The sequence below is a fragment of the Pseudomonas entomophila genome (assembly GCF_029478665.1).
Lineage (GTDB): Bacteria > Pseudomonadota > Gammaproteobacteria > Pseudomonadales > Pseudomonadaceae > Aquipseudomonas > Aquipseudomonas entomophila_F.
Map to the genome: position 1 here is coordinate 1 of NZ_JARPQB010000010.1, position 18927 is coordinate 18927.

Sequence of the window (18927 nt, forward strand, 5' to 3'; positions counted from 1 at the left end):
AGCAGCTAGACAGTGTGGGCGAGTCCATACATAGGAGCGGCTTGAGCCGCGATCACCCACAAAGTGGGTGCCACACACCGTGGTGCCTGCATCGCGGCTAAAGCCGCTCCTACAAGGAGCGTGCCGAATTTTTACTCAGCGCTTGGCCAGGCTCAGCGTCTGCTGTTGAGTCTTGGGCAGCACGCGCTTGGCCACCACGTAACGCTTCTGCCAGTAGGGCTTTTCCAGGCTGTCGATGCTTACCCGCTTGCCGGTGCGTGGCGCGTGGATGAAGCGATCGTTGCCCAGGTAGATGGCGACGTGGTTGACCCGGCGGCTCTGGATGTTGAAGAAGATCAGGTCGCCCGGTTTGAGGTCGTCCCGCGCCACTTTCACGCCCTGGCCCTGGGCCATGGCGTTGGAGGTGCGCGGCAGGTCGACGTCGGCCACATCGTTGAAGGCGTACTTGACCAGGCCGCTGCAGTCGAAGCCCTTCTTCGGTGTGCTGCCGCCCCAGCGATAGGGGGTGCCGAGCACGTTCACGGCGCGGCTGAGCACTTCACTGCTCTGCTTGGGCGACATGGCCACGGCCTGCAGCGCCTGGTGCTTGGCGGCATTGCTCGGGCGGGCCTGCACGTTCAGGGTGCTTTTGCGGTACTGGACCGGGGCGCGTTTCACCGTGGCGTCGGCGTTGGTCGTATAACCGGTGAAACCGCTGGGAAGACGTTGCTCACGATTGGTGGCGTGGGCGGCCAGGGGCAATAATAGGCAGAGGGTCAGCCATGTCTTGAGGAAAGGCGGCATAGATGAAGCTCTTTATAAGTGTTGGCGCGCAACTTTATAACAGCTTTTTGATCTCATTCTGATCCACTGGTCGTTTGGTTCCGTACCATACGTCGGGTCAAAACGAAAAAGTCACATTTTCCGTTAGAAAATTTTCAGCTATCCCGCGAGGGCTTCGAATGAATGGTTATCAACAGGGGGCGCCCCTGCATGACACCCACAGCAAGGTGCTCGGCTACCTGCTGTGGATCTTCGGCTTTACCGGCGCGCACCGCTTCTACTACGGCAAGCCGATCACCGGGACGATCTGGTTCTTCACCCTTGGGCTGTTGGGTATCGGCTGGCTGATCGACCTGTTCCTGATCCCGTCGATGGACCGCGAGGCGGACATGCGCTTCGAGTCAGGCGGCGTGGATTACAACCTGGCGTGGATCTTCCTGACCTTCCTCGGCGTGTTCGGCGTGCACCGCCTGTACCAGGGCAAGTGGATCAGCGCATTGATCTACCTGTTCACCGGCGGCGTGTTCCTGCTGGGTGTGCTGTATGACTTCTGGACGCTCAACAGCCAGATTTCGCAGGTAAACGCCGAGCGTCGGCGGGCATGAAAAAAGGCCTTGTCGCCACCGACGACAAGGCCTTTTCAGTTACTGGCGCCGCTGTTGCAGCAGCAGGTTGCTGAAGCCTGCCCCTGCCAACTGCTTCTGCGCCACGGTCAGCTGTTCGCGGTTGCTGAACGGACCGACCATCACCCGATACCAGGTCTCGTCCTTGACCGTGCCCGACTCCACCTTCACGGCCTGGCCAAGCAGGATGATCTGCGCGCGGACCTTGTCGGCGTCGGCCTGCTTGCGGAACGAGCCAGCCTGCAGGAAGAACTGAGTGGTGGCGGCCGGCTTGATCACCGGTGGCGCGGGTGGTGGCGTTTGCCCCAGCAATGCCGCCTGGGCGCGAGCCGTGTCGATTTTCGCCGCTTCCGCTGGGGTCACCGGTGTGCTCGGTACCGGGGGTTGCGCTGGTACGGGCGGTGTTTTCTCCGGCACTGCCTCGGGCGGCACGATCACCTCCGACTCCGGCAGCAGGGTGTAGAAGTCGTACTTCGGCTTCACCGGCTGCTGCAGTGCGGGCGTGGTGGCCTTGTTCGCCTCGGCGACCTTCTCCGGCTTCTGCTGCTCGGGCTTGGTGCGCTTGATGTCGTCACCGCCGGGCTCGAGCTTCATCAGGAAGACGATGAAGGCGCCGACCGTGAGGCCGACCGCCAGCCATACCCAGCCCGGGATCGGCTGCTTGCTGGCAGGCGGCTGGGAGCGGCTGGCGCCACGCTTGGGTGCGGGTTTCTTCTTTGCAGCCAACTTACATGCGCTCCAGGGTTTCCAGGCCGAGCAGTTCCAGGCCCTGCTTGAGGGTGCGACCGGTCAGGGCGGCCAGGCGCAGGCGGCTCTGCTGTTGCTCGGCGGTTTCGGCGGCGAGGATCGGGCAGTTCTCGTAGAAGCTGGAGAACAGGCCGGCGAGGTCGTACAGGTAGCTGCACAGCACGTGCGGCGTACCCTTGTCGGCGACGTTGTTGAGGATCTCGCCGAACTGCGCCAGGCGCGCGGCCAGGTCCTGCTCGTGGGCGGCCTGCAGCACGATGTTGCCGTCGATTTCGTCGAAGCCCTTGCCGAGCTTGCGGAACACACCGGCCACGCGGGTGTAGGCGTACAGCAGGTATGGCGCGGTGTTGCCTTCGAAGTTGAGCATCAGTTCGAAGTTGAAGCTGTAGTCGCTGGTGCGGTGTTTCGACAGGTCGGCGTACTTGACCGCGCCGATGCCCACCACCTCACCGATCTTGCGCAGTTCGTCCTCGGCCAGGCTCGGGTTTTTCTCCTTGACCAGGGCGTAGGCACGCTCCTTGGCTTCAGTGAGCAGGTCGATCAGCTTGACGGTGCCGCCATCGCGGGTCTTGAACGGGCGGCCATCGGCGCCGTTCATGGTGCCGAAGCCCATGTGCTCCATCTTCATCGGATGGCCGACGAAGCCGGCACGGCGGGCCACTTCGAACACCTGGTTGAAATGCAGGGCCTGGCGCTGGTCGACGAAATACAGGGCGCGGTCGGCCTGAAGCTGGTTGCTGCGGTAGCGCACGGCGGCCAGGTCAGTGGTGGCGTACAGGTAGCCGCCGTCGGCCTTCTGCACGATCACCGGCAGGGGCTCGCCTTCGGTGTTCTTGAACTCCTCGAGGAACACGCACTGGGCGCCCTGGCTTTCAACCAGCAGGCCTTTGCTCTTCAGGTCGGCGACCACGTTGGCCAGGTCGTCGTTGTAGGCGCTCTCGCCCATCACGTCGGCCATGGTCAGCTTGACGTTGAGCAGCTCGTAGGTCTTCTGGCAGTGGGACAGGGAGATGTCCTTGAAGCGTGTCCACAGCGCCAGGCAGTCTGGGTCGCCGGCCTGCAACTTGACCACCAGGCCGCGGGCGCGGGTGGCAAATTCCTCGGACTCGTCGAAGCGCTTCTTCGCCGCGCGGTAGAAGTTCTCCAGGTCAGACAGTTCGTCGCTGGTGATCGGGTTTTCTTCAAGATACGCCAGCAGCATGCCGAACTGGGTGCCCCAGTCGCCCACGTGGTTCTGGCGGATGACGTCGTCACCGAGGAACTCCAGCACGCGTGCGACGCTGTCGCCGATAATGGTCGAGCGCAGGTGGCCGACGTGCATCTCCTTGGCCAGGTTCGGCGCCGACATGTCGATCACGACTTTTTCGCTCGGCCCGGCCTTGCGCACGCCCAGGTGGCCGTCGGCCAGGGCGGCGTCGAGGCGGGAGGCCAGGGCGTCGGTGTTCTGGAAGAAGTTCAGGAAGCCAGGGCCGGCGATCTCGACCTTGGTGATGTCGTCGCTCTTCGGCAGGGCGGCGATCAGCTTCTCGGCCAGGTCGCGCGGCTTCATGCCGGCCGGCTTGGCCAGCATCATGGCGATGTTGCTGGCGAAGTCGCCGTGGGTCTTGTCCCGGGCGTTTTCCACCTGGATCGCCGGCGTCAGCCCTTCAGGCAACACACCTTCGGTGACGAGTTGGGTGAGGGCTTGCTGGATCAGCTGGCGAATGGTGTCTTTCATGGGCTTCTCTTTTCGACCGCAAGCGCGGTGAGCGCTTCGATGCGCAGGTGGAAAAACTGGGCATTATCCGTTGCCGAGGGCGGGTTGCCAACCTTTGGGGCGGGAATGTATGTCCCGGCAGGCGGCTGCGCCCCCTGCAGGAGCGGGTTTACCCGTGAGCACCGGGTTGCCTTGTTCGCCGGCAAGCCGGCTCCTACCGGGGGTGTTAATAGAGGTCGACCGGGTCGACATCCAGCGACCAGCGCACCTGCCGCCCCGAAGGCATCTGCTCCAACACTAGCAACCACGCACTGATCAGTCGATGCAGCGGCGCCCGGGCATTGGCCTGGAGCAATAGTTGCGCACGGAACCGTCCCGCTCGTCGCTCCATGGGCGCCGGGACCGGGCCCAGCAGCTCAATGCCGTGCAGGCCTTGTTCGGCGAGCACGCGCTCGGCGGCGGCGCAGGCTTCGTCGAGGAAGGCTTCCGCCTGGCCTGGCTTATGGGCATCGGCGCGCAACAGGGCCAGGTGGGCGAACGGCGGCAGGCCGGCGGCGCGGCGCTCGCTCAGGGCCTGCTCGGCGAAGGCGAAATAGCCCTGTTCGGTGAGTTGCACCAGCAACGGATGGTCGGCCAAGTGCGTCTGCACGATGACCTTGCCCGGTTCTTCGGCGCGCCCGGCGCGGCCAGCGACTTGTACGATCAGCTGGGCCATGCGCTCGCTGGCGCGGAAGTCGCCGGAGAACAGGCCGCCATCGGCATCGAGGATGGCCACCAGGGTGACGCGGGGGAAGTGGTGCCCCTTGGCCAGCATCTGGGTGCCCACCAGGATGCTCGGCTGGCCGCGCTGGATGGTGGTGAACAGGTTGTGCATGGCGTCCTTGCGCGAGGTGCTGTCGCGGTCGACGCGCAGGATCGGATAGTCCGGGAACAGCACTTTCAGGCGCTCCTCGGCGCGTTCTGTCCCGGCACCCACCGGCCGCAAGTCGACGTGGGCGCACTGCGGGCACTGCAGCGGCAGGCGTTCGTCATAGCCGCAATGGTGGCAGCGCAGCACGGCGGAGCGCTGGTGCACGGTCATGCGTGCGTCGCAGCGCGGGCATTCCGAGAGCCAGCCGCAATCGTGGCACAGCAGGGTGGGGGCGAAGCCGCGACGATTGAGGAAAACCAGCACCTGCTGGCCGGCTTCAAGGGTCTGGCGGATGGCCTGTTGCAATGGCCCGCTGATGCCGCTGTCCAGCGGCAGGCTGCGCACGTCCAGGCGCAGGAAGCGCGGGGCGCGGGCACCGCCGGCGCGCTGGTTCATGCGCAGCAGGCCATAGCGGCCGCTGTGGGCGTTATGCAGGCTTTCCAGTGAAGGGGTGGCCGAGCCCAGCAGGATCGGGATGTTCTCCTGATGCGCACGCACCACGGCCAGGTCGCGCGCGTGATAGCGCAGGCCTTCCTGCTGTTTATAGGAGCCGTCGTGCTCTTCGTCGATGATGATCAGGCCTGGGTTCTTCATCGGCGTGAACAGCGCCGAGCGAGTCCCGATGATGATATCCGCCTCGCCATCGCGGGCCGCCAGCCAGGCGTCCAGGCGCTCGCGGTCGCCCACTGCTGAATGCAGCAGGGCGATACGTGCGTTGAAACGCTGCTCGAAACGTTGCAGGGTCTGCGGGCCGAGGTTGATCTCGGGGATCAGGATCAGCGCTTGCTTGCCGGCCTCCAGTGTCTCGCGGATCAGTTGCAGGTAGACCTCGGTCTTGCCGCTGCCGGTGACGCCGGCCAGAAGAAAGGCGTGGAATGCGCCAAAGCCCGAGCGCACCGCCTCGAAAGCGGCGCGCTGCTCTTCGTTCAGCGGCAGTTCCGGCCGGGCCAGCCAGTGCTCGTGGCGTGCTGGCGGCAGGTGGCGGCGTACTTCAACCTGGACCAGCTCCTTGGCCAGCAGCAGGTCAAGGCTGTCCTTGTTCAACCCCATCTTGGCCAGCACGCTGTGGGCCACGCCGTGGTGATGTTGCGACAGGGTCTTGAGCGCCTCGCGCTGGCGTGGGGCGCGGGTGATGCGTGGGTCGTCCAGGCGGGCGCCCGGCGCGACATGCCAGAAGCGCTCTTGGCGCACTTCGGCGGCCTCGCCTTGGCGCAACAGCGTGGGCAGCGCCCAGTTCAGGGTGTCCCCCAGGCTGTGCTGGTAGTACTGGGCGGTCCACAGGCACAGCTTGAACAGTGCCGGTGGTAGCGGTGAAACCGGATCGAGCAGGGCGCTTGCCGGCTTGAGCTTGTCGGCGGGCACCTCGCTCTTGTCGGCGACCTCCACCAGCACGCCGATCATCTCGCGACGGCCGAACGGCACGCGCAGGCGCATGCCGGGGGTCAGTGCCTGGCGCGCCATGCTCGCGGGCGCCCGGTAGTCGAACAGGCGACGCAGGGGCGAGGGCAGGGCGAGGCGCAGGATGACGTCGGACACGCGGAAGGTCTCTGGAGGGCGTTTCACAAATCAGGCGAGCCTAGCAGACGACGGTCGGTGCAAGCGACAACTTGCGTTGGCTTGGCGCTCTGGTATTATTCGCCGCCTAATTACGTGCGGTATTCAACAATAGGTGTTGGGTGGCGGCACGCAGCTCGAGGAAGTGACCATGAAAGCAGATATTCATCCGAACTACGAAGTAGTTGCAGTCACCTGCAGCTGCGGCAACAAGTTTGAAACCCGTTCGACCCTGGGCAGCGTCCTGGCGATCGACGTTTGCAACCTGTGCCACCCGTTCTACACCGGTAAGCAGAAAGTCCTGGACACCGGTGGTCGCGTACAGAAGTTCGCCGATCGCTTCGGTATGTTCGGTACCAAGAAGTAATCATGCGCATGGCGAATCTCTCGAGGTTCGCGCTGCTGCAAAAGAAGGCGCCCCTTGTGGGCGCCTTTTTTGTGGGCGCGATCTGGCATTTTCCGGCCCAGGCCTTCTGCCCGCTGCCTGAAAGCCCGCAGCAGGTGGCGGTGCGCAGCGTGGTCGATGGCGACACCGTGCGCCTGGTTGATGGCCGCAGCGTACGGCTCATCGGCATCAATGCGCCGGAGATCGGCCGCAAGGGGCGAACCAGCGAACCCTATGCCGAGGCCGCCAAGCGGCGGTTGCAGGCGCTGGTCAAGGCCAGTGATGGTCGTATCGGGCTGGTCCCGGGTGTCGAGGGCAAGGACAAGTACGGCCGCACGCTGGCGCACCTGTACGGTCGGTCTGGCGACAATCTGGAAGCACAATTGCTCAGCGAAGGGCTTGGCTACCGGGTAGCGATCGCACCCAACGTCGAGCTGGCCAGCTGTCAGCAGCAAGCGGAACAAGCCGCTCGAAAGGCGAGGTTCGGGCTCTGGCGAGCGTCGCCGGTGTTGCCTGCGGAGCACGTGCGGCAGTCAGGGTTTGCGGTGATTGTTGGTAAAGTCACGGTCATCGAGCGCAATCGTGGCGGTGTCTGGCTGGAACTCGACGACTCGGTGGTGCTGCAGATTCCCGCTCGTCTGCAGCGCAACTTCCCTGCCAGCTTCTTCGCTAACCTCAAGGGACGCCAGGTCGAGGCGCGTGGCTGGGTGCTGGATCGTTCCCGCAAGGGTGGGCTCAGGCCCGGGCAGCAACGCTGGCTGTTGCCATTGACCGATCCGAGCATGCTGGAGCCTGTTTCCGGTTAAATACTTGTAGACAGTTTGCTATTGGATTGTACACACTGGGTTCCGTAAGCCCCGTGGGTTATAGCGTAAAGTCGTAGGCCAGAGGCCTTGACACATAGTGACCGGGCAGTCTTGTCGCCCCCCGGCTCTTTGCGTATCCTCGGCGGTCCGTCAGAACAGTAAATAGCGGAATGCCCATCATGTCAGACCTGAAAACCGCCGCTCTCGAATACCACGCTCAGCCTCGTCCGGGGAAACTGAGCGTCGAGCTCTCCAAGCCAACCGCCACCGCCCGCGACCTCGCCCTGGCCTACAGCCCAGGCGTCGCCGAACCCGTGCGCGAGATCGGCCGTGATCCGGAGCTGGCCTACAAGTACACCGGCAAGGGCAACCTGGTTGCGGTGATTTCCGACGGTACCGCGATCCTTGGTCTGGGTGACCTGGGCCCGCTGGCCTCGAAGCCGGTCATGGAAGGCAAGGGTGTTCTGTTCAAGCGTTTCGCCGGTATCGACGTGTTCGACATCGAGGTCGAGTCGGAAAGCCCGCAGGCCTTCATCGACACCGTGCGCCGCATCTCCATCACCTTCGGTGGCATCAACCTCGAGGACATCAAGGCGCCTGAGTGCTTCGAGATCGAGCGCACCCTGATCGAGCAGTGCGACATCCCGGTGTTCCACGATGACCAGCATGGCACCGCCATCGTCACCGCGGCCGGCATGATCAACGCCCTGGAAATCGCCGGCAAGAAGCTCGAAGACGCCAAGATCGTCTGCCTGGGCGCCGGCGCCGCGGCCATCTCCTGCATGAAGCTGCTGGTGAGCATGGGCGCCAAGGTCGAGAACATCTTCATGATCGACCGCAGCGGCGTGATCCATGCCGGCCGCGACGACCTGAACCAGTACAAGGCCCAGTTCGCTCACACCACCGACAAGCGCACCCTGGCTGACGCCCTGGATGGCGCCGACGTGTTCGTCGGTCTGTCCGGCCCGAACCTGCTGAGCCCTGAAGGCCTGAAGTCGATGGCCGCCAACCCGATCGTGTTCGCCTGCTCGAACCCGGACCCGGAAATCGCCCCGGAACTGGCCCACGCCACCCGCAGCGACGTGATCATGGCCACCGGTCGTTCCGACTACCCGAACCAGGTCAACAACGTGCTGGGCTTCCCGTTCATCTTCCGTGGTGCCCTGGACGTTCGCGCCAAGCGCATCAACGAAGAAATGAAGATTGCCGCCGCCATCGCCCTGAAGGACCTGGCCAAGCTGCCGGTACCGAAGGAAGTCTGCGAGGCCTATGGCGTGCAGGCCCTGGAGTTCGGTCGCGAGTACATCATTCCGAAGCCACTGGATGCTCGCCTGATCACCGTGGTTTCCGATGCCGTGGCCAAGGCCGCCATCGAATCCGGCGTGGCGACCCTGCCGTATCCGAAGCACTACCCGCTGAAAAGCGTGGATGACGTGTTCAACGGCTGATCCGGTCGTAGCGTCATGAAAAAGCCCCGGCTCGTGAGAGCCGGGGCTTTTTGTTTGTCTCGAGTTCAGTGAGCGCTGTCAGGGCCATTCGCCGGCAAGCCGGCTCCTACCTGACTGTGTAGGAGCCGGCTTGCCGGCGAACAGGTCGATGGGTCAGAACAGGTCCATTGGTGCCGATTCATCCGCTGGCAGCGGGCTGCCAGGCGCCGCGCCATTGCCCAGCTCATCCACCGACGGTGGCGAATCCTCGGCCTTGAACAGCTCGAAGTAGGCGTTCGGCGTGCTCGGGGTGGCCGCGCGGCCGCTGACCGGGTCGACGCGCAGGCTGAGAATGCCCTCGGGCTCGGCCGGCGCATGCTCGGGTTTGTCCTTGAGCGCCTGGCCCATGAAACTCATCCAGATCGGCAGCGCCACGGTGCCACCATACTCGCGGCGGCCCAGCGTCTCGGGCTGGTCGAAACCGACCCAGACGGTGGTGACGTAGTCGGCGTTGTAGCCGGAGAACCAGGCGTCCTTGGACTCGTTGGTGGTGCCGGTCTTGCCTGCCAGGTCGCCACGGCCCAGGGCCAGGGCGCGGCGGCCGGTGCCGCGCTTGATCACGTCCTGCAGCATGCTGGTGAGGATGTAGGTGGTGCGTCCGTCGATGATCTGCTCGGCGATAGCCGGCGCCTGAGGTGTCGGGGCCACCTGGCCGAAGGCCGAGGGGGCTTCCCCTGGCATCGGCGCGACACTGATCGGCTGCTCCGGCGCCGCAAGGCCGGCCTGGTCCTGGCTGCCCTGGGGCACGCGCGCCGGGTTGGCAGTGAACAGGGTTTCGCCGTTGCGGCTCTCGACGCGGTCGATCAGGTACGGGCTGATCTTGTAGCCACCGTTGGCGAAGGTACTCCAGCCGGTGGCGATCTCCATCGGCGTCAAGGTCGCGGTACCGAGCGCCAGCGACAGGTTGCGCGGCAGGTCCTGCTTGTTGAAGCCGAACTTGGCGATGTAGTCGATGGTGCGGTCGACGCCCATCGCTTGCAGCAGCCGGATCGAGACCAGGTTGCGCGACTTGTACAGCGCCTCGCGCATGCGGATCGGGCCGAGGAAGGTGTTGGTGTCGTTCTTCGGGCGCCAGACCTTGTCCAAGTACTCGTCGACGAACACGATGGGTGCGTCGTTGACCAGGCTGGCGGCGGTATAGCCATTATCCAGCGCGGCGCTGTAGACGAACGGCTTGAAGCTGGAGCCCGGCTGGCGCTTGGCCTGCATGGCGCGGTTGTAGTTGCTCTGCTCGAAGGAGAAGCCACCGACCAGGGCGCGGATCGCACCATTGTAAGGGTCGAGGGTAACCAGTGCGCTCTGGGCGCCGGGCACCTGGCTGAATTTGAGTTTGCCGTTCTCCAGGCGTTGCAGGCGCACCAGGTCGCCAACCTGTGCCACATCGGCCGGTGACTGCGGCGAACGGCCCTGCGAGTTGCTGTTCAGATAAGGGCGGGCCCATTTCATGGTGTCCCAGGCAACTTCTTCTTCCAGGCCGGCGCGGGTCATCACCTTCAGGCCGCTTTTCTCGACATGAGTGACGATGGCCGGCTCCAGCCCGCCCAGGGTGCGCTGTTTGCCCAGTTCCTGCAGCCAGGCGGCGCGGGTCTTGCCCGGGAAGCGTGCATCGGGGCCGCGATAGCCATGGCGCTCGTCGTATTCGGAAAGCCCGTTGAGCACGGCATTGTTGGCCATTTGCTGCATGTCGCTGGGCACGGTGGTGGTGACGCGGAAGCCTTCGGTATAGGCGTCGCTGCCATAGCGCCCGACCATCTCGGCGCGGGCCATCTCGGCGACATACGGCGCGTTCACTTCCGGGGTGGGCACGTGGTAGCTGGCGTTCAGCGGCTCGGCCAGGGCGGCCTGGTAGCTGGCATCGTCGATTTTGCCGAGCTTGTACATGCGCCCGAGGATCCAGTCGCGGCGCTCCTTGGCGCGCACCGGGTTGGCCAGCGGGTTGAAGCGCGATGGTGCCTTGGGCAGGCCGGCGATCATGGCCATCTGCGCCAGGCTGACGTCGCGGATCGACTTGCCGTAGTACACCTGTGCCGCAGCGTCGATGCCGTAGGCGCGGTTGCCCAGGTAGATCTTGTTGACGTACAGCTCGAGGATCTCGTCCTTGGTCAGCTCGCGTTCGATCTGCAGTGCCAGCAGGATTTCGTTGGTCTTGCGCGAGAAGCTGCGTTCGCTGCTCAGGAAGAAGTTCTTCGCCACCTGCATGGTGATGGTGCTGCCGCCGGTCTGTATATGCCCGGACTTGAGCAGTTGCGTGGCCGCGCGCATCAGGCTGCTGGGGTCGACACCGTAGTGGTTGAGGAAGTTGTCGTCTTCAGCGGACAGAAGCGCCTGGATGAACTGTGGGGGAATTTCCTGGAACTTGATCGGCGAGCGCCGCATCTCGCCGAACTCGGCAATCAGCTTGCCGTCGCTGCTGTACACCCTCAGGGGGATTTGCAACTGGACGCTTCTCAGCGAATCGACCGAGGGCAGGCTGGGGCTAAGATACAGGAACGCACCGCTCACACCGAGTACGAGCGCGCAGATGACTGCGACGAAAGACCACCAGAAGAACTTCAGCAGGCGTATCAAGGCTTTTGGGTGTCCAGGTTGAGGAGTGGAGGGCGCGCAGGGCCAGCGGACGGGAAAATTCGCTGGGCATTATAAGCACTTTTCGCCCCATCGGGTGACCGGTCGGGGCCTGGCGATGACCGCTGGCGCCGCAATCGCGCCGGCTCGCCGTGACCAGGAAGGGACAGCCATGCTTGGACGCTTTGGCAGGGATGCCGGTTCACTGCTGGGGGTGGAAATCGCCTCCGACACCATACGAATGCTGCAATTGCGCCGCCAACGCGGACGCTGGCGAGTCGCTACCTGGGCCTGCGAGCCGATTACGATGACGTTGGGCCAATCGCAACTGCCAGAAGCGTTGCGTGAGACTCACCGACGCTGTGCGACACCGCAGCGAAAGGTGGCGCTGGCTTTGCCGGCATCACAGGTGATCTGCAAGGTCTGTCAGCTGCCGTGCGAAGCCGCCGGGTTCGACGCCGAGGCGCAGTTGCTTGCCCAGGCCGAGCAATTGTTTCCCTTCCCGCTGGATGATCTGGCCCTGGATTTCCAGGTGTTGGGAGTGTCTGCCGAGAGACCTGCCCATGCCGATGTCCTGGTGGCCGCCTGTCGGCAAAGCCAGCTTGACCCTCTCGAGCAGATATTCAACCAGGCGGGGATGCAGGTAGCGGCCATGGAGGTCGACAGTTTCGCCCTGTTGCGTGCATCGGAGCTCGCAGCGCCGGCCGATTCGGTGCTATTGCAGTTGGAGGCTGGCGAAATCGTGCTGCATGGTTGGCAACGTGATCTTGTCCCCCTGCGTCAGCACCTGCTCCTGGATTCGTCGGGGCAATGGCTCGAGAGCGTCGAGCGTCTCTGGTCGTTGCATGGCGCGCGGGAGCGCGTGGGGCAGGTGGTGCTTGCAGGCGGCGCCGCAGACACCGAGCGTGCCGGGCAATTGGCTGAGCAACTGGGTGTGCGGTGCCGCCTCGCGCGCCCCTCGCCGCTAGCGGGCTGCGCCGAGTCCGACACTTTTGCGGCATCCATGGCGCTGGCATGCGGGCTGGCTTTGGGAGGCTTGCGGCCATGAGGGTGCGTCTGAACTTGATGCCCTGGCGTGAGTTGCGCCGAGTAACGGTTGTGCGGCAGTTCCGGGGTGTGCTGATGGCCAGCCTGGTGCTGGCAGTCGTCGCGGTGATGCTGTTCGATCAGAGCATGCAGTCACGCCTGGTTCGACAGCATGAGGTGATCTCTGCTCTGCAGCGCGAACTGGAAGGGTTCGATACCGCGCAGGCACAGGTTGAGCATCTGCGCGCTTCACGTAACGCCGTGCTTGCGCAGTACGTGGCGTTGTCCAGGCTCAGGGCGACGCAGGCTTTGCTGCCAGCGCTTTTCTCAGGCCTGGAGATGGCCATGCCTGAGGGGGCGCGATTGCACGAGCTGGATGTGCAGGGTGATCGAGTGCAACTGACGGGAATGGCCGCTTCGGCATCTGTAGTGGCTTTGCTGATGCGCAGGCTGGAGCAGGCAGCTGTGCTTCAGGGGTTGGAACTTGTACATCTCAGGCACAGCTCGGGTGGCGACGAATTTGTCATGACGGCACGCTTGTCGGCGAGTTGGTCATGACGATCAGGTGGGCGTTCGATTGGCAGGGGATGGTGCATCGATCCCCCTTGTTCAGGTTCATCGTCGTGTTGTCGCTGGTACTGATAGTGGGCGTCGTGGGTTACCTGGGCCGCTTGCGTGAGGTGTATCAGGATTACCAGTTCGCAGTGTCGACGGAGCACCGGCTGCGTCAGGTGCGCGAAGCCAGGGTCGCCCAGGCCTTTGACATCGATGCCGAGCGAAGGGCGCTTGAAGAAATGGCGCAGCGCTTGCGTGCGGAGCGATGGCGGCTGGCGGCGGGCGAGGGCATGAGCGAGTTGCTCGATCAGTTGGCGCTCTCGGGGCACGAGCATGGCTTGCTCTTCGAGCGGCTGGAGGTGCTTGAGGTGCAGCAGGAGGCTGGATACCGCAGGCTGCCCCTCGATATCCAGGTAAAGGGCAGCTACCCGGCGTTACATGCGTGGCTGGTGCAATGGCTTGGCCAGCTGCGTCTTTTGTCTGTTCCTCGACTGAATGTGGTCGGGGGTGACGAGCGAGCCGGGATAGTCAGTGCGCGGCTACAGGTAGATGTCCATCACCCAGGAGAGCCGCTTGAGCCTCCTGACAGCCTGGCTGACGAGCCCGCTAGAGCGAACTTCCCTGTTGTGGCCCTCGATCCGTTCCAGGCCTGGAGTGCCGGCTCGGCTGATCCTGGGCTCGGACGGATCCCCCTGGAGCAGCTGGAAATGGTCGGTAGTTTGTCCGGCGCTGGCGGTCGCCAGGCGTTGTTGCGTTCAGCTGGCCGCCTGTATCGGGTGGCGGCCGGGGAGCCTTTGGGGCGTGATGAGGGTGTTGTGGTGAGCATAGGCGCCGAGCAGGTCGAGGTGCGTGAGCGCTTGTACATCGGTGGTGCTTGGCAGGAGCGTTCCAGGTATCTGGCACTCAGGAAGAGTGCGCGTGGGGAGGTCAAGGATGAGAGTGACGGGGCTGGCGAGCGCGATACTGGTGCTGTTGGGCGTACGGGCAGCGCTGGCGGCTGAGTTTCAGGGCGAATCCATGTCGTTGAACTTCCAGGATGTGGAAGTGCGTGCGGTATTGCAGGTAATGGCCGACTACGCGGGTATCAACCTGGTGGCCAGCGATGCCGTCCAGGGGCGAATCACCCTCAGGCTGGAGGAGGTGCCCTGGGACCAGGCGCTCGACCTTGTGTTGCGCAGCAAGGGGTTGGGGCGCCGGCAGGAGGGGAATGTGCTGTTGGTGGCGCCGATTGCCGAGCTTGCCGAGCAGTCGCGGGGGGCTCACCTGGAGCAGGCGTTGGACGCTCGACTTGAACCGTTGCAGCGGGAACTGATACCGGTCTATCACGCCAAGGCGTCAGACCTGGCCGAACTGCTGCTGGCGAGCCTGGCCGACGACGGCATCCTGGCCGGGCGCGGCAGCCTGAGCGTGGATGCGCGCACCAATACGCTGGTGGTTGCCCAGCCCGGGGACCGGTTGGGTGAAATCCGGCGATTGGTGGCCCAGCTCGATGTGCCAGTGCGCCAGGTCATGATCGAGGCTCGTATCGTCGAGGCCAACATTGATTATGAAAAGGCCTTGGGCGTGCGCTGGGGTGGCCCGCTGTATGGCCAGGACAGCCGCCTGGGCAGCGAACTGTTCGTCGACCTGGGTGTGGAGCGGGCGACATCGGCGTTAGGGGTCGGCTTGTTGCGCAGTGACATCCTGCTCGACCTCGAACTCAGTGCGATGGAAAAAAGCGGCAATGGCGAGATCATCTCGCAACCCAGGGTCGTCACCGCCGACAAGGAGACGGCGCGCATTCTCAAGGGCACCGAGGTCCCCTACCAGGAAACCACCAAGAGCGGCGCCACCTCCATCTCGTTTCGCGAAGCCTCCCTGTCGCTGGAGGTGACACCGCAGATCACCCCGGATGGCAAGGTGATCATGGCGGTGCGGGTGACCAAGGACGAGCCGGATTTCGTCAATGCCCTGAACAACGTGCCCCCCATCCGCAAGAACGAAGTCAACGCCAAGGTGCGGGTCACCGATGGCGAGACCATTGTGATTGGTGGCGTGTATTCGACGTCGCAGAACAATGTGGTCGACAAGGTGCCATTTTTCGGCGATCTGCCGTATGTTGGGCGGCTGTTTCGACGCGATGCATTACAAGAGAAAAAATCCGAGCTGCTGGTCTTCCTGACTCCGCGTATCATGAGTGACCAGGCGATTGCTGTGAGTCGTTGATTCTGTGCGAAATTTGATACTTGTGGGGCCCATGGGCGCTGGAAAGAGCACCATCGGGCGCCTGTTGGCCAAAGAGCTGCGCCTGCTGTTCAAGGATTCCGACAAGGAAATTGAACTGCGAACCGGCGCCAACATCCCGTGGATCTTCGACAAGGAAGGCGAGCCGGGCTTTCGCGACCGTGAGCAGGCAATGATCGCCGAACTCTGTGATCTCGACGGTGTGGTCCTGGCCACCGGCGGCGGCGCGGTGATGCGTGATGCCAACCGCATCGCGCTGCGTGCGGGCGGCCGGGTGGTCTACTTGCATGCTTCGGTGGCGCAGCAGGTCGGGCGCACCGCGCGTGACCGCAACCGGCCCTTGCTGCGTACCGCCAACCCGGAAGCGACCCTGCGCGCTCTGTTCGAAGCGCGTGACCCGCTCTATCGCGAGATTGCCGACCTGGTGGTGGAAACCGACGAACGGCCGCCGCGCATGGTGGTGCTCGATATTCTGGAGCGCCTGCAGCAGTTGCCGCCCCGATAAGCGGGGTCTATCCTCGGCCTCCATCGCCGAGGCGGGGTTCAACCTGATCGCGTGGTTCGCTCGATAGGCGCCGCGCCCAAGTACATTGTGGGGATACATGCAGACACTAAAGGTCGACCTGGGCGAACGTAGCTACCCGATCTACATTGGCGAGGGCCTGCTGGACCAGCCAGAGCTGCTGGCGCCACATATCGCCGGCCGGCAGGTCGCCATCATCTCGAACGAGACCGTCGCGCCCCTGTATCTCGAACGCCTGAGCAACACGCTAGGCGCCTACTCGGTGCTGCCGGTGGTGCTGCCCGATGGCGAAAAATACAAGAACTGGGAAACCCTGCAACTGATCTTCGATGCCCTGCTGACCGCGCGTCACGACCGCCGTACCACCGTGGTGGCGCTCGGTGGCGGCGTGATCGGCGACATGGCCGGCTTCGCCGCGGCCTGTTACCAGCGTGGCGTGGACTTCATCCAGGTTCCGACCACCCTGCTGTCCCAGGTGGATTCTTCGGTCGGTGGCAAGACCGGTATCAACCACCCGCTGGGCAAGAACATGGTCGGTGCCTTCTATCAGCCCAATGCAGTGCTGATCGATACCACCAGCCTGAAAACGCTGCCCGAGCGCGAGCTGTCCGCGGGACTGGCGGAAATCATCAAGTACGGCCTGATCCGTGACGAGCCCTTCCTCGGTTGGCTCGAAGACAACATGCAAGCCCTGCGCGCCCTTGAGCCCGTGGCGCTGACTGAAGCCATCCGCCGCTCCTGCGCGGCCAAGGCGGCCGTGGTGGGGGCAGACGAGCGCGAATCGGGCGTGCGCGCCACGCTCAATCTCGGCCACACCTTCGGCCATGCCATCGAAACCCACATGGGCTACGGTGTATGGCTGCACGGCGAAGCCGTGGCGGCCGGCACAGTGATGGCACTGGAAATGTCCATGCGCCTGGGTTGGATCGACCAGCCGGCGCGTGATCGCGGTATTCGCCTGCTGCAGGACGCAGGATTGCCGGTGGTGCCACCACAGGAAATGACCCCGGCGCATTTCATGGAGCACATGGCGGTCGACAAGAAAGTGCTCGACGGGCGCCTGCGCCTGGTGCTGCTGCGCCAGATGGGCGAGGCCGTCGTCACCGACGACTATCCGAAAGAGATTCTTCAGGCCACGCTGGCAGCGGATTACCGCGCGATCGTGGCCCAGCTTTGAGGTTGTGACAACGCAATGAGCACTTTGCATGCCGATGAGGCGTTCCTCGATCATTACCAGTTGAGCCACGATCCGTTCGCGCCCCGCGTGCCCGGCTTCAAGTTCTTCCCCGCCCAGCGCAAGCCTGTGCTGGGCCAGTTGCACCACCTGGCCCGCTACAGCCAGTTGATGCTGGTGGTCACCGGCCCTGTCGGCAGCGGCAAGACCCTGCTGCGCCAGGCGCTGGTGGCCAGCACCAACAAGCAGTCGGTACAGAGCGTGGTTGTTTCCGCCCGTGGTGCCAGCGATGCGGCCAGCGTGCTCGGCCAGGTTGCCCAGTCGCTGAACGTGGCGCAGCCGGAAGTGCAGGCCATTCTGACGCAGGTAGTGCAACTGGCGCTGACCGGCCAGGAAGTCTATCTGCTGGTGGATGATGCGGAACAACTCGACGAGTCGGCACTCCAAGCGTTGCTGGAGTTGGCGGCAGGTACCTCCGAAGGGCGCCCGCACGTGTTCCTGTTCGGTGAGCCGTCGCTGATCGCAGGGCTGGAAGAGCTGAACATCGATGAGGAGCGTTTCCATATCATCGAGCTGGCCCCGTACAGCGAGGAAGAGACCCGCGAGTACCTGGAGCAGCGCCTGGAAGGTGCTGGCCGGGGCATCGAGGTGTTCACTCGCGAGCAGATCGTCGACATCCACGAAAACTCCGACGGTTGGCCTGGCAACATCAACCAGGTCGCCCGCGATACCTTGATCGAAACCATGATCGCCAGCCGTACCACGGCCAAGCGACCATCCATGGGGTTCAAAATGCCTAAGAAACACGTGCTCGCGTTGTCCGCTGTGGTCGTGGTCGCCGTCGGTGCTGCGGTCATGATGCCCAAGAAAGGCGACAAGGCCCCGGCCGAAGCGCCTACCGCCCAGGCCCAACTGCCGTTGGGGCAGGCTGGCAATGGCTCGCCGGCCATCGAGTTCTCCGGCTCCTCCCAGCCCATGCCGCTGCCGCTGGTCGGCCAGTCGCAGCCGGTGATGCGTGAGCCACTGGCCCAGGCCGCGGGCATGGGCGATGGCGAAGAGAGCAGCCCGGCAGGCAGTACCGCGCTGCAGCCGTCTGCGCCGTCGGCCGCCGTGCCGCCGACCGTGACCACCATCGCGCCGCCGCAGGGGGCCACTGCCAGCCCGGCGCCAGCGCCTGCGCAACCGGTCACCGCTGCGCCGGTTCAACCGGTTGCGCCGGCTCCAAAGCCTGTCGCAACCCAGCCGGCAAAGCCGGTTGCACCTGCGAAGCCTGTCCCAGCCCCGACCCAGGTCGCCAGCGCCAAGCCAGCGGCCAAGCCCGTGGAGAAGCCGGCAGCGGGTGGTGCGGGTAACAGTGGCTGGTATGCCGGCCAGAAACCGGGCAATTATGTGGTGCAGATCTTCGGCACCAGCTCCGAGGCGTCGGCCCAGTCGTTCGTCAAGGAGCAGGGTGGCGACTATCGCTACTTCAAGAAAAACCTGCAGGGCAAGCCGCTGTACGTCGTCACCTACGGCAACTTCGCCAGCCGCGACGCCGCTGCTGCGGCAATCAAGAACTTGCCAGCCAAGGTCCAGGCTGGTAAACCTTGGCCACGTACCGTCGGCAGCGTCCAACAAGAGCTGGCCACGGCCCGCTGATACCTTCCGGGCGGCACCACCCCGCCGCCCAGTTGCTGAGCGACTTCTAGCTTTCGACTAGCCTGCTGCGCCCAAGCGCGGCAGGCTTTTCTGTCCCAGACTGCCGGCCACAAGCCCTTCCTTGCAGTCCTGGCTGAAACGCTTCAGACTCGAGCCAAGCCGATACCACGGCGCATGGCGCAAAAACATTCAAAATTGCGACATAAATTTTCAATGGTGAGACATGAAAATTTGTGGGCGTCGCTGTCGCTGT

16 protein-coding genes are annotated in these 18927 nt (G+C 64.1%); 11 read left to right on the forward strand and 5 right to left on the reverse strand.

The genetic code is table 11. The features are described 5' to 3' along the window. Positions 1-135: 135 nt before the first annotated feature. Positions 136-783 carry a C40 family peptidase gene (locus tag P5705_RS06595; RefSeq protein WP_277460083.1) on the reverse strand — a complete coding sequence of 216 codons (648 nt, stop codon included), beginning with the start codon at positions 781-783 and terminating at the stop codon, positions 136-138. A gap of 158 nt (positions 784-941) precedes the next feature. Here P5705_RS06595 and P5705_RS06600 point away from each other — a divergent pair, with 158 nt between their 5' ends. Beyond that, a complete protein-coding gene (locus P5705_RS06600; RefSeq protein ID WP_240063947.1) occupies positions 942-1367 on the forward strand; it encodes an NINE protein in 426 nt (141 codons plus the stop codon). 39 nt (positions 1368-1406) lie between these two features. On the opposite strand, the gene P5705_RS06605 is transcribed toward P5705_RS06600, so the two are convergent. From P5705_RS06605 to P5705_RS06615, 3 genes are all read right to left on the reverse strand, one after another. After that, positions 1407-2111 carry an SPOR domain-containing protein gene (locus P5705_RS06605; RefSeq protein ID WP_277460084.1) on the reverse strand — a complete coding sequence of 235 codons (705 nt, stop codon included), beginning with the start codon at positions 2109-2111 and terminating at the stop codon, positions 1407-1409. A gap of 1 nt (position 2112) precedes the next feature. Next, positions 2113-3849 carry an arginine--tRNA ligase gene (gene argS, locus P5705_RS06610; RefSeq protein ID WP_277460085.1) on the reverse strand — a complete coding sequence of 579 codons (1737 nt, stop codon included), beginning with the start codon at positions 3847-3849 and terminating at the stop codon, positions 2113-2115. 205 nt (positions 3850-4054) lie between these two features. Next, positions 4055-6274, reverse strand: coding sequence for a primosomal protein N' (locus tag P5705_RS06615; protein WP_277460086.1), 2220 nt, complete (start codon positions 6272-6274; stop codon positions 4055-4057). A gap of 169 nt (positions 6275-6443) precedes the next feature. On the opposite strand from P5705_RS06615, the gene rpmE reads away from it, so the two are divergent. The 3 genes from rpmE to P5705_RS06630 all read left to right on the forward strand — a co-directional run bounded on the left by rpmE (position 6444) and on the right by P5705_RS06630 (position 8931). Beyond that, positions 6444-6659: a 50S ribosomal protein L31 gene (gene rpmE, locus P5705_RS06620; RefSeq protein ID WP_011531746.1), complete on the forward strand. Its 216-nt coding sequence runs from the start codon at positions 6444-6446 to the stop codon at positions 6657-6659. Between the two features lie 2 nt (positions 6660-6661). Next, positions 6662-7483 (forward strand): thermonuclease family protein, encoded by an 822-nt coding sequence (locus tag P5705_RS06625; RefSeq protein WP_277460087.1) that lies wholly within the window; start codon positions 6662-6664, stop codon positions 7481-7483. A gap of 179 nt (positions 7484-7662) precedes the next feature. Beyond that, the gene (locus P5705_RS06630; RefSeq protein ID WP_240063943.1) at positions 7663-8931 is read left to right on the forward strand and encodes a malic enzyme-like NAD(P)-binding protein; all 1269 of its coding nucleotides are present in this window, start codon (positions 7663-7665) and stop codon (positions 8929-8931) included. Between the two features lie 153 nt (positions 8932-9084). Here the strand turns inward: P5705_RS06630 and P5705_RS06635 are convergent, their stop codons facing one another. After that, positions 9085-11535: a penicillin-binding protein 1A gene (locus P5705_RS06635; protein ID WP_431196930.1), complete on the reverse strand. Its 2451-nt coding sequence runs from the start codon at positions 11533-11535 to the stop codon at positions 9085-9087. A 172-nt stretch (positions 11536-11707) separates the two neighbouring features. Here P5705_RS06635 and pilM point away from each other — a divergent pair, with 172 nt between their 5' ends. The 7 genes from pilM (at position 11708) to P5705_RS06670 (ending at position 18674) form a co-directional block, all read left to right on the forward strand. Then, on the forward strand, positions 11708-12583 hold the full coding sequence (gene pilM / locus P5705_RS06640) for a type IV pilus biogenesis protein PilM (protein WP_277460089.1): 876 nt from the start codon (positions 11708-11710) through the stop codon (positions 12581-12583). Further along, positions 12580-13119, forward strand: a complete 540-nt coding sequence (locus P5705_RS06645; RefSeq protein ID WP_277460090.1) for a PilN domain-containing protein — start codon at positions 12580-12582, stop codon at positions 13117-13119. Before pilM ends, P5705_RS06645 begins: the two co-directional genes overlap by 4 nt. Next, on the forward strand, positions 13116-14117 hold the full coding sequence (locus tag P5705_RS06650; protein ID WP_277460091.1) for a pilus assembly protein PilP: 1002 nt from the start codon (positions 13116-13118) through the stop codon (positions 14115-14117). The genes P5705_RS06645 and P5705_RS06650 overlap by 4 nt, the downstream gene beginning before the upstream one ends. After that, the gene (locus P5705_RS06655) at positions 14050-15321 is read left to right on the forward strand and encodes a type IV pilus secretin PilQ (RefSeq protein WP_431196929.1); all 1272 of its coding nucleotides are present in this window, start codon (positions 14050-14052) and stop codon (positions 15319-15321) included. The genes P5705_RS06650 and P5705_RS06655 overlap by 68 nt, the downstream gene beginning before the upstream one ends. 4 nt (positions 15322-15325) lie before the next feature. Next, positions 15326-15844, forward strand: a complete 519-nt coding sequence (aroK, locus tag P5705_RS06660) for a shikimate kinase AroK (protein ID WP_213659223.1) — start codon at positions 15326-15328, stop codon at positions 15842-15844. A gap of 97 nt (positions 15845-15941) precedes the next feature. Further along, positions 15942-17039 carry a 3-dehydroquinate synthase gene (aroB, locus tag P5705_RS06665; protein WP_277460093.1) on the forward strand — a complete coding sequence of 366 codons (1098 nt, stop codon included), beginning with the start codon at positions 15942-15944 and terminating at the stop codon, positions 17037-17039. Positions 17040-17054: 15 nt separating this feature from the next. Next, positions 17055-18674, forward strand: a complete 1620-nt coding sequence (locus P5705_RS06670) for an SPOR domain-containing protein (protein ID WP_277460094.1) — start codon at positions 17055-17057, stop codon at positions 18672-18674. Positions 18675-18927: the final 253 nt, after the last annotated feature.

Coding starts and splice junctions, on each gene's coding strand:
- P5705_RS06595 (WP_277460083.1), bottom strand. CDS start 783: ATGCCGCCTTTCCTCAAGACATGGCTGACCCTCTGCCTATTATTGCCC.
- P5705_RS06600 (WP_240063947.1), top strand. CDS start 942: ATGAATGGTTATCAACAGGGGGCGCCCCTGCATGACACCCACAGCAAG.
- argS (WP_277460085.1), bottom strand. CDS start 3,849: ATGAAAGACACCATTCGCCAGCTGATCCAGCAAGCCCTCACCCAACTC.
- rpmE (WP_011531746.1), top strand. CDS start 6,444: ATGAAAGCAGATATTCATCCGAACTACGAAGTAGTTGCAGTCACCTGC.
- P5705_RS06625 (WP_277460087.1), top strand. CDS start 6,662: ATGCGCATGGCGAATCTCTCGAGGTTCGCGCTGCTGCAAAAGAAGGCG.
- P5705_RS06630 (WP_240063943.1), top strand. CDS start 7,663: ATGTCAGACCTGAAAACCGCCGCTCTCGAATACCACGCTCAGCCTCGT.
- pilM (WP_277460089.1), top strand. CDS start 11,708: ATGCTTGGACGCTTTGGCAGGGATGCCGGTTCACTGCTGGGGGTGGAA.
- P5705_RS06645 (WP_277460090.1), top strand. CDS start 12,580: ATGAGGGTGCGTCTGAACTTGATGCCCTGGCGTGAGTTGCGCCGAGTA.
- P5705_RS06650 (WP_277460091.1), top strand. CDS start 13,116: ATGACGATCAGGTGGGCGTTCGATTGGCAGGGGATGGTGCATCGATCC.
- P5705_RS06655 (WP_431196929.1), top strand. CDS start 14,050: ATGAGAGTGACGGGGCTGGCGAGCGCGATACTGGTGCTGTTGGGCGTA.
- aroB (WP_277460093.1), top strand. CDS start 15,942: ATGCAGACACTAAAGGTCGACCTGGGCGAACGTAGCTACCCGATCTAC.
- P5705_RS06670 (WP_277460094.1), top strand. CDS start 17,055: ATGAGCACTTTGCATGCCGATGAGGCGTTCCTCGATCATTACCAGTTG.